At 72.2% G+C, this 15,275-nt stretch carries 13 protein-coding genes and 1 pseudogene; 10 read left to right on the forward strand and 4 right to left on the reverse strand.

Annotated features, from left to right (window positions below; genetic code table 11):
- The first annotated feature begins 189 nt into the window (after positions 1 to 189).
- From ACWGPE_RS09190 to ACWGPE_RS09200, 3 genes are all read left to right on the forward strand, one after another.
- Entirely contained in the window at positions 190 to 1,338 is a 1,149-nt protein-coding gene (locus ACWGPE_RS09190; RefSeq protein WP_452048552.1) for a hypothetical protein, read from the forward strand.
- Between the two features lie 210 nt (positions 1,339 to 1,548).
- Positions 1,549 to 2,409, forward strand: a complete 861-nt coding sequence (locus tag ACWGPE_RS09195; protein WP_275505447.1) for a T6SS immunity protein Tdi1 domain-containing protein — start codon at positions 1,549 to 1,551, stop codon at positions 2,407 to 2,409.
- Positions 2,409 to 2,747, forward strand: a complete 339-nt coding sequence (locus ACWGPE_RS09200; protein WP_231430073.1) for a hypothetical protein — start codon at positions 2,409 to 2,411, stop codon at positions 2,745 to 2,747. Before ACWGPE_RS09195 ends, ACWGPE_RS09200 begins: the two co-directional genes overlap by 1 nt.
- A 15-nt stretch (positions 2,748 to 2,762) precedes the next feature.
- On the opposite strand, the gene ACWGPE_RS09205 is transcribed toward ACWGPE_RS09200, so the two are convergent.
- The gene (locus ACWGPE_RS09205; protein ID WP_452048553.1) at positions 2,763 to 3,527 is read right to left on the reverse strand and encodes a hypothetical protein; all 765 of its coding nucleotides are present in this window, start codon (positions 3,525 to 3,527) and stop codon (positions 2,763 to 2,765) included.
- The gene (locus ACWGPE_RS09210; RefSeq protein WP_452048554.1) at positions 3,527 to 4,174 is read right to left on the reverse strand and encodes a hypothetical protein; all 648 of its coding nucleotides are present in this window, start codon (positions 4,172 to 4,174) and stop codon (positions 3,527 to 3,529) included. Before ACWGPE_RS09210 ends, ACWGPE_RS09205 begins: the two co-directional genes overlap by 1 nt.
- Positions 4,175 to 4,279: 105 nt before the next feature.
- Between ACWGPE_RS09210 and ACWGPE_RS09215 the strand changes: the two genes are divergently transcribed.
- The 3 genes from ACWGPE_RS09215 (at position 4,280) to ACWGPE_RS09225 (ending at position 10,462) form a co-directional block, all read left to right on the forward strand.
- Entirely contained in the window at positions 4,280 to 5,395 is a 1,116-nt protein-coding gene (locus ACWGPE_RS09215; RefSeq protein WP_452048555.1) for a hypothetical protein, read from the forward strand.
- 16 nt (positions 5,396 to 5,411) lie between these two features.
- Positions 5,412 to 9,740 carry an FtsK/SpoIIIE domain-containing protein gene (locus ACWGPE_RS09220; RefSeq protein ID WP_452048556.1) on the forward strand — a complete coding sequence of 1,443 codons (4,329 nt, stop codon included), beginning with the start codon at positions 5,412 to 5,414 and terminating at the stop codon, positions 9,738 to 9,740.
- Positions 9,741 to 9,856: 116 nt separating this feature from the next.
- Positions 9,857 to 10,462, forward strand: coding sequence for an FHA domain-containing protein (locus ACWGPE_RS09225; protein WP_275505452.1), 606 nt, complete (start codon positions 9,857 to 9,859; stop codon positions 10,460 to 10,462).
- A gap of 117 nt (positions 10,463 to 10,579) precedes the next feature.
- Here ACWGPE_RS09225 and ACWGPE_RS09230 read toward each other — a convergent pair whose 3' ends face one another.
- Positions 10,580 to 11,215, reverse strand: coding sequence for a hypothetical protein (locus tag ACWGPE_RS09230; protein WP_231430079.1), 636 nt, complete (start codon positions 11,213 to 11,215; stop codon positions 10,580 to 10,582).
- Positions 11,212 to 11,943 (reverse strand): hypothetical protein, encoded by a 732-nt coding sequence (locus ACWGPE_RS09235; RefSeq protein WP_231430080.1) that lies wholly within the window; start codon positions 11,941 to 11,943, stop codon positions 11,212 to 11,214. Before ACWGPE_RS09235 ends, ACWGPE_RS09230 begins: the two co-directional genes overlap by 4 nt.
- A 225-nt stretch (positions 11,944 to 12,168) precedes the next feature.
- Between ACWGPE_RS09235 and ACWGPE_RS09240 the strand changes: the two genes are divergently transcribed.
- The 4 genes and pseudogenes from ACWGPE_RS09240 to ACWGPE_RS09255 all read left to right on the forward strand — a co-directional run.
- Positions 12,169 to 12,462, forward strand: coding sequence for a WXG100 family type VII secretion target (locus ACWGPE_RS09240; protein ID WP_231430081.1), 294 nt, complete (start codon positions 12,169 to 12,171; stop codon positions 12,460 to 12,462).
- A gap of 64 nt (positions 12,463 to 12,526) precedes the next feature.
- Positions 12,527 to 13,186, forward strand: a complete 660-nt coding sequence (locus ACWGPE_RS09245; RefSeq protein WP_231430082.1) for a WXG100 family type VII secretion target — start codon at positions 12,527 to 12,529, stop codon at positions 13,184 to 13,186.
- Positions 13,179 to 13,487, forward strand: a complete 309-nt coding sequence (locus ACWGPE_RS09250) for a hypothetical protein (protein WP_231430083.1) — start codon at positions 13,179 to 13,181, stop codon at positions 13,485 to 13,487. Before ACWGPE_RS09245 ends, ACWGPE_RS09250 begins: the two co-directional genes overlap by 8 nt.
- Before the next feature lie 96 nt (positions 13,488 to 13,583).
- Positions 13,584 to 15,275 (forward strand): annotated as a pseudogene (locus tag ACWGPE_RS09255) (hypothetical protein); the annotation flags it as partial.

Below are 15,275 nucleotides of genomic sequence, written 5' to 3' on the forward strand. Positions count from 1 at the left end.
TCGACGAGGCGCGCAGCGCCGAGTCGAGATCCACGAACGGCCCCCGATCCGACCGGATCGGGGGCCGTTCGGCTTCTCCGCGGCGTCGACCCGCTGCCGGCATCGCCGCGCGGCGTACCGGCGCCGTGGTCGCCCATTGTTACAGTGGGCCCACCGCGGGGTACGAGGGTGCCCGGAAGGAGCGCGATCATGAGCAGCACGACGCCCGGATCAGAGCCGCTCGACGGCGACGCCGTGCCCGAGCCCGAGAGCCCGGACGCCGCGCGCGCGCCCGACGAGACCGCGGCCGTCGACGAGCCCGCTCCGGCCGACGGTGCCGCCGCCGACGATGCCCCCGCGCACGACGACGCCCCTGCCGATCCCGGTCGCGCCGACGGCGAGCCCGCCGCCGCAGCGCCGGGCGATGACGAGGTCGTCGCCTCGGTCGCGTCGACCGAGGGTGATGCGCACGACGCCGCCGTCGCGAGCCCGGGGGATGCCTCGCCCGCGGCAGCCCTCGAGGAGCCCGAGCCGACCGCCCCGGCCGACACCAGCGCGCTCGACGCGGCCGTGCAACGGGCGAACGCCGGCCACGAGGCATCCGACGACGACGTCGCGGCCGCCGCAGCGGCCGAACACGACGGCGTCGACGATACCGACGCCGTGCCGTCGCCCATTCCGGCCGGTGCCGTACGCCGCGAGACCTACGTGCCGCCGTCGACCGCCGCGACGGTCGGCGCCGCCGGCGCGGCGACCCTCGCGCCGGAGCCGACCGAGGCGTTCGCGCCGTCCGCGCAGACCGTCTACGTGCAGGCGCCCGAGCCACCGAAGGCGAAGGGCAACCGAGCCTTCGGCGTGCTCGTCGCGCTCATCGGCACCGCGCTCTTCGCGCTGCTCTATGCGGGCGTCGCGTACCTGCTGCTGATGACGCAGGCGAACGTCGACGCGGTCAACGACGTGTACCTCGAGCGATTCCTCGCCAAGCCCGTGTACTGGGTGCCGATCGCGGCGTTCTTCATCGGGTTCGCGATCCTCGCCGCGATCGTGAACCGCGGTCGGTGGTGGGCGTACGTCGTCTTCGGCGTCCTCGTCGGCGCGCTCGTCTACTTCGCGTACATCGGCGGCGCGCTGCTGACGGTCGAGGCGTGGACGCTCACCTTCGACGAGGCCGCCGCGTTCGTCGGGCAGCGCTGGCTCGACCCGTTCGCGATCGTCGCAGCGGTCATCGCCCGCGAGGTCCCGATCTGGCTCGGCGGCTGGATCGCCGCCCGAGGCCGTACCGTCACCGAGCGGAACCGCGAGGCGTTGGAGGCGTACGACCGCGAGCTCGCGGCCGGGCCGCAGGCGCGGCAGGGCTGAACCGAGCGCACGAGGGGCCGGTCCGCACGGCGCGCCGCCGTGCGCCATGGTGAGCCGCGGTCCGCGCGCGCCCGCATGGGGACCGCTCCCCATTCCGTGCCGGACGGCCGCCGGTAGACTGCACGAGGCGCTCGGCAACGACCGGGCGCACGATCCGCGGGCGGACGCGCGACGGCGAGGCCGCGCGTCTCCGCCACGAGAAAGGCATCCATGACGAGGTTCCGCAGCTTCGACCCGGTCGCACCGATCTCCGACGCCACGATCGCGGACTTCGAGCCCCGCGTGCCCGCCGAGGTCGCACGGCTCTGGCGCTCGATCGGGGCCGGCATGGTCGGCGACGACGGATACTTCCGATTCGTCGACCCGGCGCGCGCGGCCGAGACGGTCGCCGGAGCCATGGCACTGCCCGAGGGCGCGACGGTGCTGTTCACCACCGCGCTGGGCGACTTCGTCATGCACAACGACGGTCGGTACTTCGTCGTCAAGGCCAGGTTCGGTGCCATCGACGTGATCGAGGGGGCGAGCTTCGACGACCTCGTCGCGTTCGTGGAAGATCCCGCCCAGCGGGAGGCCGCATGGGAGTGGCAGCCGTACCCCGTAGCGCGCGAGCGAGCCGGGGTGCCGGGCTTCGAGCAGTGCTTCGGCCACGTCGCGCCGTCGGTCGGCGGCCCTGCCGAGCCCGACGGGCTGCAGGTGGTCGGGCTCGCCGAGTATCTCTCGCTCGCGGTCCGCCAGGCGGGTACGCCGAAGGTGCGGCATCGGCTGCAGGTTCCCGCAGCATCGCGTCCCGACGCCGAGGCGGGCTCGGCTCGTCTGGTCGAGGTCGGCACGGCGCTGTTCGCGAAGCTGACGACCGACCCCGTCCTCAACGTGCTCGAACTGCCCGACGGTCTCGGAGTGTGCCTCGTGCACGCCGCGAGGGGCGGCGGCAAGATCTACGTCGCGCCCGACGAGTCGGTGCTGTTCGTCGGCTCGGCCGTCGACTTCGAGTCGGGGCTCGGAGCCTTCCGCGACGGCGTGCGCACGCCGCTCGAGAAGTTCGACATCGACCGGACCGGGGCGGGCGCCTGATGGCCGACACGCTCGAGCAGCGCTGCGACCAGCTGCGCGGACCGGTCACCGAGCTCGTCGCCGTCAGCATCTCGGCCGCGTACCGGCCGCAGGACCTGCCAGAGCTGGGCCGGGCGATCCGCGACGTGCGCGGCATCCTCGCCGAAGACCCGTCCGGCCTGCCGGCGGGGGCCTTCGTCGAGTGGATCCCCACCGCCCTGCGCAATCTCGATCGCATGCAGGAGGCCGTCGACGCCGGTGACGCCGCCGCGTCGTACGCGATCCTGACCGACAAGACCGACGGGTTCATCCGACTCACGATCGGCTGCGCCGGCTTCCCGGGGTGGGATCCGGCCTGAGCCTCACGCTGCGGCTCAGCCGCAGGCGACCGACAGCTCGGCCGGCGGCTCGATCTCGATCGGCTCGCCCCAGCCCTCGAACGCGAAGGTGCCGTCGCCGGTGCCGTCGGCGGCACGGAACTCCCGCGGCAGCGGAGCGCCGGAGCGGGCGACCGTGAGCACGCCGACGGGGGCGCCGGTCTGGCCGACGATCACGTCGATGAGGTCGGCATCGCCGAGCGGCGGCTCGACCGAGACCGATTCGCTCGACGCGAGGAGCGACTCGACCAGGTCACCGGGTTCGAGCAGGGGCGCCCATTCTGCGACGAGCGAGTCGTCGCCGGTGGCGCAGACGAACCCGTCCGCCGCGTCGGGGATCCCATGGGCGCTCGCATACGCCTCATTGCCACGAACGTACGTGCGTCCGTCGACGGCGACGACCTCGACCCGTTCGTCGCCCGCCGTGATCTTCGCCGCGTACTCGCCGGCCCGGCCGCGGTAGTCGACGGCGAGGCCGCGACCCGCGCGCGGCTCGGACCCGTCGCTCGGCGAGGTGAGTTCGGTGTACGAGCCGTGGTACTGCACCGCACCCGCCCCGCTGATCGCCTCGGCGATCTCGTGGGTCGCGTCGGGGCCCGCGAGCAGCCAGAGGCCGTTGCCGGCGATCGGCTCGCCGTCGGGCGGCGCGAGCAGGTGCGTCGGCGTCGGCGGCGGTGCGGCAGGTGCACCGGTGCAACCCGCCAGCACGATCGCGCACGCCGCGGCCCCGGCGAGGCCGGCCGCACGGGCGGAGAACGACATCACGAGACCGCGTCGGCGGTGCACACGCTCTGGGCGCGCTGTGCATCGAGGGTCGCCGCGTCGAGGGCGACGGCGGCGTCGCTGCCGCCGGGGCGCACGACGAAGCAGGTGCTGTCGTCGTAGACCGCCGCAGCGGAGTACAGCCAGGCCTCGGTGCCGCGCACGAACTGGGTGAGGTCGGTCGCCGTGCCGTCCCCGTCGACCGCGTAGAGGCTGTACTCGGCGTCGGGGCCGCTCCAGTCGAGATGCAGGTTGCCCTCGGCGACCTCGGCCGAGAGCCCGCTCACCGTGACCGAGTCGTCGGTCACGGCGGACACGATGAGGAGCGTGGCCGTGGCGGCGACGGCGACGAAGGTGAGGCCGACCGACACGAGGAAGGCCGGGTGGCGCCACCAGCGGCGAGCCTGCTTGGGGGCCTCGGCGAGCACCGGGAGCACCGAACCGGCGCTGCTGAGCGGTCGCGCCCCGCCGGCCGACTGGAGCGCGGTCTGGCCCTGGGCGGCGCCGAGGACGGCCTGCTGAGCGGCCGCGACGCCGGGCACGGCCGGCTGACCGGGATGCCGCGTCGGGGGCGCCGCCGGCGCCGAGACCTGGTCGTGCGATTGCAGGGTGGATCGGAAATCGCGGCGTCGAGACGAGGCGGACATCGTGACCCTTCGTGCACGGTGGGCGCGACGGACGTCGCGGCTGAGCGCGTACCATGGTAACCCGAACGCCGAGCCGGGCGTTCCAGCGCGACGACGGGGAGACCGGTGACCAGATCGATCGGCCGTCGTGCGATCATGGCCGTCGTCGGTGCCGTCGCCTTCCTCGCGACGTTCGGCCTGTCGTTCGGCGCCTCGCAGGCGGTCGCCGACGAGGTGGTGCCGCCGGCCGCCTCGCCGACCGAGGTCGAGGTGCCCTACCTCGGCAGCACGACGATCGAGCCGGCCGCGGGCTGGCGCATCAGCGACTGCGGCCCGCCCGAGCAGGCCTCGCCGCTCGTGACGGCGTGCGATGCCGAGCACATCGTGCTGACCGCCGAGGCGTACGACCCCGAGGCCGGTGCGATCCTGCTCCCCGTGCCGCAGACCAATGGCGGCACGTCGATGGTGTTCCGCTACGTCGTGCGGCTCGCCCCGCCCGAGACCCCGGTCGCCCGCGACATCCGTTTCGGGTACCCCGTCGCCGCGGGCTCGACGGTCATGATCCCGATCAGCGCGCTCGACATCGAGTGCGCGGTGTGCAAGGAGGGCGGCCGGCTCGACGTCGTCGGCGTCGAACCAGCCGGCGCCGGCACCGCAGGTGCGACTTCGACCCACCTCGTGTTCCGGCCGAGCGCCTCGTACGCGGGGCTCGCCGGCGTCGGGCTGCGCTTCGCCGACGACTTCGGCACGTGGTCGCCCGAGGCGACGGTCGAGATCCCGGTCTACCGGCCAGAGGGGGTGCTCGTCGCCATGAACGTGTTCGTCGCGGCCGACGGGGAGTCCCAGACGATCGACCTGAACGAGCTCGCGTTCGATGTCGGCGGTGCCGAGATCAGCCTGCTCGGGTGCGGGGCGCCGATCCACGGATCGGTCGTCTGCCGTCCCGACGGCATCGCCGAGTTCCGTTCGCGGGGCGCCGCCGTCGACCAGTTCGACTTCCACATCGCCTCGAGCGAGGGCGAGCAGGCCAGCGGCTCGGTCACCGTCGTGGGTGACGGCGCAGAGCTTCCCGTATCCGGTCCGGTGCCGGCGACGACGATCGACGCCGACGACGATGACGGTGACGACGCGGGCGTCGTCTCGGCCATCGTGCCGCGGGTTCCCGTGGAGTCCGACTCGACGGAGCGAGTCGGCGTCTTCGCCCCGCTCATCCGAACGCTCGACCGTGCAGGCGTGCAATGACAGAGAGGTTGGCAGCATGACCGTCCGACTCACGATCGCCGACCCCGCGGGAGCGGCGTCGTACCTGCTCAAGGTCGACGAGGCCACGACGATCGGCGAGGTCGCCGAGTCGCTCGGCGTGCCGCACGAGTCGCTCGACCCGAGCGCCACGACCGCGACTCCGCTGGGCGAGTCGATGCTCCTCTCCGGTGCGACGGTTCCGCCGTCGAACTCGGTCGAGCTGGCGCCGGGCGCCCTCCGCCTCGAGGTCGTCGGCGGCCCGTTCGCCGGTGACACCGTCCCGCTCATGCCGGGCGGCACGATCTCGATCGGCAGCGGCCGGGCGGCATCCCTCGCGATCGCGGACCCCGCGCTCGCGCCCGAGCACGCGACGCTCGCGCTCGTCCGCACCGACACTGCCGACGGCCGGCCCGCACCGCTGAAGGCGATGCTCACCCCGGTCGGCGGTGCGCAGATGTGGGTCAACGGCGACGCCGTGGACGGCGAAGCCGAGCTCGTGCCGGCCGACCTGTTCCAGCTCGGCAACAGCATGTTCCGCATCGGCGTCGCGCCCGGCTCCGACGCCGATCTCACCCGCGACGCGCTCGGCGCACGCGCCTTCAACCGGCCGTCGCGCATCCACCCGTCCAAGAGCCAGCCCGTCGTCCAGCTGCCGGGCGACAAGCCCGACGACCCCGACCAGTCGCCGTTGCCGTGGCTGTCGGCGATCATCCCGGTCGTGCTCGGCGTCACCATGGCGGTGCTCTTCCAGCGCCCGATCATGCTCATGATGGCCGCAGCCAGCCCGATCATGGTGATCGGTTCGTTCCTCACGAATCGCAAGCTCGCCAAGAAGAAGGGCATGAAGACCGAGCAGCAGTGGATCGACGAGGTGAAGGCGGCGGGCCGGCGCATCGCCGAGCTCGCCAAGGCGCAGCGCCTCGACGGCTGGTACCGCATGCCCGACCCGGTCGTCATCGCGGACATCGCCACCCGCCCGCTCGCGCGGCTCTGGGAGCGTCGCCGAGTCGACGACGACGCGATGCAGCTGCGCGTGGGCGTCACCGAGGTGCAGCTCGACGTGCGATTCGAGGGCGGCGGCCGCGACCGCTCCGCCGAGCCCTCCGTCGGCGTCACCCCGCAGCCGGTGGCCGCCGACTTCAGGTCTGGCGTCGTCGGCATCGCCGGGCCGCCCGATGCCGTGCGCAACGTCGCGCGCGCAATGGTGACCTCGTACGCGACCCTGCGTTCGCCCCGAGACGCCGAACTCGTGGTGGTGTGCGACGCGGCCGACGACGCCGAGTGGGGGTGGACCCAGTGGCTGCCGCACACCCAGGCCACGAGCACCGTCGCGGCCATGCTCGGCAACACCGACGACACGCGCCGCGAGCGGCTCCGCGAGGTCGCGGTCATGCTCGAGAACCGGATGCGCAGCGCGGGCCAGCGCGGTGCCCCCGCGGCCTCCGACGTCCTCCTCGTCGTCGACGGCGCACGCGACTACCGGATGCTGCCGGGCATGGTGCCGATCCTCGAGCACGGCCCGGCGCACGGCATCCACGTGCTCGCACTCGACTCGGAGCGGGCGCGCCTTCCCGAAGAGGCGGCGAGCGTCATCCTCATCGACCCGTCCGACCCCGCGCTCGGCCGCTTCGAGACGGGCAAGGAGTACTACCCGACCGTGCTGCTCGACGGCGTCTCGATCCCGGCATCGCAGCGCATCGCGCGCAGCCTCTGCTCGATCCAGCACGTCTCGGGCGTCGGCGACGACGCGATGCTGCCCACGAGCGTGCGCATGGTCGACCTCCTCAATATCGACCTCGAGGACCCGTCGCCGATCATGCAGCGCTGGGCCAAGCAGCCGCGCAACACCTTCGTGGTCGTCGGCGCGAACGCCGACGGCGAGTTCGCGCTCGACATCTCGCGCGACGGCCCGCACGCGCTCGTGGCCGGCACGACCGGATCCGGCAAGTCCGAGTTCCTCCAGGCGCTCGTCGTGAGCCTCGCCATGGCGAACCGGCCCGACGCGCTCAACTTCGTGCTCGTCGACTACAAGGGCGGCTCGGCCTTCGCCGACTGCGAGCGGCTGCCGCACACGGTCGGCATGGTGACGAACCTCGACGCGCGCGAGACCGAGCGCGCGCTCGCGTCGCTCGACGCCGAGCTCAAGCGTCGTGAGGTCGTGCTGCGCGACATGGCGGCGAAGGACGTCGACGCGGCATGGGCGAAGGACGCCGACACCGCGGCCCGGCGGGGCCTCGCCCGGCTCATGATCGTGATCGACGAGTTCGCCGAGCTCAAGACCGAGCTGCCCGAGTTCATCGACGGCCTCGTGCGCATCGCCCGCGTCGGCCGTTCGCTCGGGGTCAACCTCGTGCTCGCGACCCAGCGCCCGGCGGGTGTGATCACCGCCGAGATGCAGTCGAACATCAACCTCCGCGTCGCGCTTCGCGTCACCGACCGCTCGGACTCGTCCGACGTGCTCGGCTCGGGAGAGGCCGCGCTCATCAGCGCCTCCACGCCCGGTCGCGGCTTCGTCCGGCTCGGACCGAGCGCCGCGCCGAGCGGCTTCCAGACCGCGCGCGTGGCGGGCATCCGCCCGGGTGCCCAGCGCTCGGTGAAAGTCCTGCCGCCCGCCGCCAAGCTCGAGTGGGAGACCCTCGGGTTCCCGGTGCGGTTCCCGAAGCAGCCGGCAGCGGTCGAGGAGAACCGGGATCACGACGACACCGACCTCCGTGCGCTCGTCGACGTCATCACCGAGGCGACGAACCGGCTCGGCATCCAGAAGAACCCGTCGCCGTGGCTCCTGCCCCTGCCGGCGGTGCTCCCGCTCGAGCGCCTCGCCGACGCTCCCCTCGCTCCAGCCGAATTGCTGCTCGGCCTCGAGGACGTTCCGGGGGAGCAGTCGCAGCGCAGCCTCACCTGGGATGTCGCGACGGGATCGCACATCCTCTTCCTCGGCGGATCGATGTCGGGCAGGACGACGGCTCTGCGCACCCTCCTCGCCCAGGCGGTCCAGCGGTTCACGCCTGGCGACCTGCACCTCTACATCAGCGACTTCGGCAACGGCGCGCTGCTGCCGTTCGCCGACGCCCCGCAGTGCGGCGCCGTCGTCACGCAGCTCGACGGCGACCGGCTCCCGCGACTCATGCAGCGCATGCTCGAGGAGCTCGCGACCCGCCAGACCGTGCTCTCGAACGCGGGCGTCGGCCACATCAACGAGCAGCGCGCCCACGCCGACCCCGCGACCGCCCTGCCGTACGCGATCTTCGCGGTCGACGGCTGGGAGCGCATGCTGTCGACGATGAACCCCGACCAGCTCGTCACCTTCCGCGACCAGTTCATGCGGATCCTCCGCGAGGGCCCGGCGGTCGGCGTGCGCGTGCTCATGACCGGCGACCGCGGCATCTCGGGCGACAAGGTCTCGTCGTTCATCGACGAGCAGTACGCCCTGCCGATGCGCGACCTGAACGACTACCGCACCGCGGGCATCATGGCCAAGGACATTCCGCTCGACCTGCCGCCGGGCCGGGCGCTGTGGGGCGCCCAGGGCTCCGAAGCGCAGCTGGCGGTGCTCGTCCGCGACACGAGCGGCGAGGCGCAGACCACGGCGCTGCGTCGCATCATCGAGCACGTCCGCGACCACTTCGACCAGTTCCCGCAGTTGCAGGAGCTGCCGCAGCCGTTCCGCGTCGATCCGCTGCCCGGGTACATGGCCCTGACGACGGCCTACGAACTGCCGCTCGGCGACGGCGGCCCCGAGCACGGCATCGTCGTCGCGATCGGCGGCGACCGGTTGTCGAAGTTCACGCTCGACTGGCCCGGCGAGGGCGGGTTCATCGTCGCGGGGGACCGGCGGTCGGGGCGGTCGTCGGCGCTCGCCGCGCTCGTGCACCAGCTCGCCTGGCGCAAGGAGCCGCTGCTCGTCGTGGCACCGCGAGCGTCGGTGCTCACCGAACTCGCCGATGCCGCAGGCATCCCGGTCATCCGCACCGGCGACGTGCAGCCGCCGCAGCTCGACGAAGTCCTCGCGCCGCTCGACGGGGCCAGGCTCACGGTCGTCGTCGACGATGCGGAGCAGTTCAAGAACGCGCCGATCGAGCACGCGCTCACGGGCATCAAGCACCGGGCGACCTTCATCGTCGCCGCCGACTCCGACTCGCTCTCGACGCTGTTCGGCGGGCCGTTCGTCGAGGCGAAGAAGGCTCGGCGGGCGTTCGTGCTCCGCCCGAACCAGGCCATGATCGGCACGCAGGCCGTCGGCGCGCCGATCCCGAAGTTCATGCTCGGGCACTCGACCCCCGGCGGCGGGGTGTTCCTGTCGGCCGGAGGCTGGATGCCGGCGAGGGTTCCCGACCCCCGGCAGTGATCGGGAACGGTGCGCATGCGGCACGTGCGCGAGGCATCCACAGGTGGATCGTCGCGTCGGCCGGAGAACATAGACTCGACGGGGTCGGTCGACCCGGAACGGAAAGGTGACGGACTGTGGCCTCTGCACGGTGCGCGTATTGCGACGCCACGCTGCAACCCAACAGCATGTTCTGCGCCGAGTGCGGCCAGCTCGTGCCGCAACTGAGCCGGCCGCCGGCGCCGGCGTCACTGCCCGGTGCGGCACGGCCGACGCCCGCGCCCGGCGCCGTGGCGGCGCCGGCGGCGCCGCGGCAGCCGATCGACCCGGTGCCGCTGCCCTCGCTGCTGCCGTGGCAGCAGGCGAAGGCGAACGAGCAGCCGGTCGTGGCCTCCGCCCCGCCGGTGCTGCAGAAGGTCGAGCTCCTGTTCTCGACCGGGCAGCACGTGATGGTCAGCGGCCGGGCCGTCATCGGCCGCAAGCCCGCGCAGACCGCCGCGGCGACGGGGGTGCAGGCGATCGAGGTGCTCGACGACACCCGTTCGGTGTCGCGCGTGCACCTGTACTTCGAGCTCATCGAGGGGCGCATCACCGTCGCCGACGCCGGATCGAGCAACGGCTCGCACGTCGAGCGCGCCGGTCAGGAGATTCCGCTGGCGGGCTCGGGTGATGTCGTCGAGGTCGTCCCCGGCGACCGCGTATGGGTCGGCGACATCAGCTTCGAGATGCGCGCCGCCGCCTGAGCGGCGCGCTGCCGTCGCGCGAACCGGCGTCGCTCGGTGGGCGGCCGTGCCGCTCGACTGCGGAACCCGACGGTCCGCGTCCGCCTCCGCGCCCCCGGAGGCGCGGCCGACAGCGACTCAGTCGCGCAGGAACGGGTCGAGGAATCCGTTGACGATCGTCTGGCTCGCGCGCGACCCGTACTGGTCGGCCGTCACCAGGCTGATCGCGTTGTAGGCATTGCCCGAGAGCGTCACGAGGGGCAGCGGCTGCCACTCGCGACCGACCTTTGCGGTCACCGCCACGTACGCGACCGAGTCGGCGGGCGCGAGCCAGGTCGCGAGCACGACGTTGCCGTGCTTGGCGACGGGGAGCGGGAGGTAGACGCGCGGGTCGCCCGTGCGGACGCGCTCGAGCAGCGCGCCGGCGTCCTGCGGGGCGACGGCCAGGTACGTGTTCACCCGCTGCTTCAGCTTCGTGCCGGTCGCGACGCGTTCCCAGCGGTACGACCACGCGAACAGCCAGATGAGGCCGCACACGAGCGCCGCTGCACTGAGCAGTACCGCGCCGGGGGCCACGAACGTGCGCAGGCCGGATCGACGTCCCTGCATGTCGGACGAGACCTCGACGAGCGCGTCGTACATGACGAACGAGAGCACGAGGCAGATCGCGCCGGCGGCGACCATGACGAGCGCCGCGATGATCTGGCCTCGGGAGCGCACACGACGCACCTCCGTGCTCGCGGCGTGCATCGGCAGTTCCTGCGGTTCGCTCACGCGATCCCCTTCTTCTCGACGGGCCACTTCAGATCGATCATCGGCCCCTTCCACTCGAAGTATGCGAACACCTTGGTGAACGAACGAGCCGGGATGCCTCGGCGCTCTGCCTCCCGGATGAGCACCTGCGCGGCCTGGAGCGCCGTGGCGTCGTCGATGACGGCGTCGAGCATCAGCGGAATCAGGCCGCGCCGAGTGCCGTCGAACCGGTCGAACAGCGTGACGCGGTCGGCGCCCCGCGCGCCGGCGAACGCGCGTCGGAGTGCTTCGCCGTCGCGGACGCCGATCTCGCAGAGGAGCGTCGCACTGCCCGACCTGACGGTCGCACGCGCGAGCGGGCCGGAGAACGGCAGGTCCTGGACGCGGGCGCTGCGCGCTCGGTCGTCGAGCACCCCGACGAACACGATCTCCGTCCACGGGATGAGGGGTGCCCCCGCGAGCCGGATCCCCTCGGTCTCGACGGCGACGGCGACGTCGTCGTCGGTCACGAGCAGGCCGAGCGCGCGGCGGCGCCGCGAGGCGAGGAGCACCGAGACCGCGCAGGCCGCGACGCCGAGGCTCGCGATCGTGATGGTGAACCAGCCGAGGCCGGCGATGACGGCGACGGCGAGGCCGACGGCGAGGAGCACCCCGATCGCGGCGCTGGTGAGCAGCATGCCCGAGTTCCACCGCCCCGTGCGGTCGACCTTCGCGTGGTCGACGTGTGCCTCGTAGACGATCTCCGGCACGACGTCACCTCCGTCAGATTTCGAGTGCCCTGCGGCACGTCAGCCTACCCTGTGCGCCCGGCCCGAACCGCGCCGGCATCGGCGCAGCGTCGGGCGGGAAGGGGATGGGGAGTTGTCCCCATCGGTGATCTGGGGCGGAGCAGGTAGCGTGGTGCAGACGTCGGGGTTGAACTGTCGGCTCCACGTCGTGTCAAGCAATTCTGTGCTGATTCAACGGAGGAAATCATGGCGGAGATCCGCGTCACTTCTGAGTCCCTCGCCGGCGTCGCCGGCCAGCTTTCGAGCGGGTCGCAGTCGATCGAGTCGCAGCTGTCGAACCTGAAGTCGCTCGTCGAGGGCCTCATCTCGGGCGACTGGTCGGGTACGGCCTCGCAGAGCTTCAACGAGCTCTACTCGCAGTGGGACCAGGCCGGCCTGCAGCTGAAGGAGTCCCTGCAGGGCATCAGCGACCTGCTGAACCAGGCTTCGCTGTCGTACGAAGACAGCGAGAACGCCATCGCCGGTACGTTCAACGGCTGACACCGGTCTATCGGGTGCCGGTGCATGAAGGTGCCGGCACCTTGCCACGAGCGAGGGGTCTGGGATGGTCTACTTCAAGGTACGCGCGGATTCGCTGAGCGAAGTCGCCGCGTTGATCGGCTCGGTCGTCACGACGTTCGATGCGAATCTCGCATCGGTCGATCGCGTCGTGACGCGGATGGCCGGGACGACGTGGGTCGGCGAAGACGCGGAGAAGTTCGCCGAGAACTGGGGCACGTTCCTGACCCTCGCCGGACAGGTGCGGTTGTCGTTGACCGGCCTGCAGCACGGGCTCATGGCGGCCGACGGCTCGTACACGCAGACCGAGTCGGGCGTCGGCGGCAGCTTCCGCCAGGGCCGGCAGGGGCTCGTCGCGGTGCGCAACGCATCGGGCGGGCTCGGCAAGCGCGTCGCCTCGGGCGAGGAGAAGGCCGAGGACATGGCCGAGTTCTTCGGCCGCGACTACGCGGGCGACGATGAGGTCGAGCAGTTCGGCGGCGGGGCCCTCGGCGCTCGTCGCGGCGGGCAGGCCACGGGTGGCGGCTCGGGCGACTCCGACGGAGACGGCGACGACGACTCGATCGGCACCGGGGTGTTCCGCCTCGACGCCGACGGCGAGCCGTACGTGCCCGAGGCGGGGCCGACGTTGACCGCATCCGGTGCCGAGGCTTCCGACGGCGAAGCGATCGTGCGCGGTGAAGGTGGAGGTGACGGTCGTGGCTGAGCAGCAGGCCGATACTGCGGAGTTGCAGGCGTTGGTGCAGACGATGGGCGAGCTGGTCGCGTACTGCTCCGCACTGAAGCAGGGTGCGAGCGGGTTCGCCTACATGCTCCCGGCGGAGTGGCAGGGTCCCGCGATGCAGTCGTTCCTGGGTGCGTTCAGCGCATGGGCCGTCGGAGCCACCGCGCTCGAGCAGACGGCCGACGGATTGCTGGCGCAGGCGCAGGTCACGTTCGATGCGTACACGGCGACGATCGAGGGACTCGATTCGTCGTGGGCGGATCTCGAGTCGAGTTTGGGGTAGTTCGTGGTACAGGTGCGGTTGGACTCGGCTCGGCTGGTCCAAGACGGTGAAGAGCTGTATGGCATCGCCCAGTCGTTGGACGGAGCGATCTCGGCGTTGACGTCGTCGCTGTCCGGTGCCGGCGGAATGGCGGGCGACGACAACGCGGCGGAGGAGTTCTGCCAGGGCAGCGACGGGTACGACGCCCTCGCCGGCCCGACGATCGACGGGGTGCGCTCGTTCGCGAACGGGCTGCGAATCCTCGACGCGGGCCTGTCCAACTCGGGGCGCGCGTACGACGGGGCCCAGAAGCCGGGTGCCGGGCTCGACCCGGCGACGGCGCAGCCGGCGACGGCGACCCCCTTCATCGACGAGTCGAAGTCGAATCCGCCGGACGCGCTGGGCGCCGGGTGGCCCGGGCCGCTGGGGGAGTTCCAGGAGCTCATCGAGTGGGGTCTGGCGCAGGTCGGGGTGGTCATCCCGACCGGCGACGAGGACAAGCTCGCCAACGCCGCCGAAGCGTGGGGGACCTTCGCCTCGAGCGTGCGCTCGGCGAAGTCCAAGGTCTCTGGCAGCATGTCGAGCATCTCCGCGATGACCGTGCCGCAACAGCAGTCGATGCTCTCGTGCCGCCAGGGCATCGCGTCGGGCCTCGGCGACATGGTCACGAGCGCCGAGGGCATGCAGACCTGGATCAGCGACTTCCGCACCCAGTTGCGCGACATGCGCGAGGAGCTGGGATGGTTCCTCAAGCAGATGGCGATCGAGATCGCCGCGGAACTGGCGATCGGCGGTCTCCTGTCGATCGTGACGGCGGGCATCGGTGCCCTGGCCACCGCGGCGAAGGTGTCGACGACGATCATCCGCTGGTGCGTGAAGATCGCGAAGCTCATCGAACGACTGCGCGACTTCCTCCGCGGCATCCGCGGCGTGCAGGGCGTGCTGGTGCGCGGCGGGCTGCGCGCGGCCAAGGAGGGCCTGCAGGCCGGCCTCGCGTCGGCGATCTCGACGGCGAGCGTGAACGCCATGCGCTCGGGCGACAAGGACTACACCTCGCAGGACGTCGGCACGGCGTTCCTCTCCGCGTTCGCGGGCGGCGCCGTGGCGTCGCCGCTGTCGCGGGTGCTCGGCGGGTCGGGTGGTCCCGGCCTCCGCAACGGTCTCCGAGAGGTCGCCGGTGAGACGGGGGCAGGTGCCGTCGACGGCCTCGCGAGCTCTGCGGTCGAGTCGGCGGTGACCGGCGAGGAGTTCAACCCGATCTCCGACATGGTGCTCGGCGCGCTGCTCGGCGGCTCGCTGACCGCAGGCGGTCGTGGCATCAACGCGCTTCGCCCGGGCGGGTCGGGTCACGGGCCGTCGGCGACCGAGACGCCCGGCATCGACGTCGGCTCCGACTCGCAGCCGACACCGGGTGGCGGCTCCGGCTCGTCGAACCAACCGGCTGGATCCGGCCCGGTCGACGTGTCGAACGACTCCCCGACGCCCGGTGCGGGCGACGCGGGCGGTTCGGGTGCCGGTGACGGCAGCCCGGTCGAGGTCTCGAACGATGCGCCGACCCCGGGTTCGGGCGACGCGGGTGGTTCGGGTGCCGGTGACGGCAGCACGGTCGAGGTCTCGAACGACGCGCCGACCCCGGGTTCGGGCGACGCGGGTGGTTCGGGTGCCGGTGACGGCAGCCCGGTCGAGGTGCCGACGGCTCCTGAGGCTGGTTCGCCGACGGCTCCTGAGGCTGGTTCGCCGACGGCTCCTGAGGCTGGTTCGCCGACGGCTCCTGAGGCTGGTTCGCCGACGGCTCCTGAGGCTGGTTCG

It is taken from the genome of Agromyces sp. NPDC055658, from assembly GCF_053618155.1.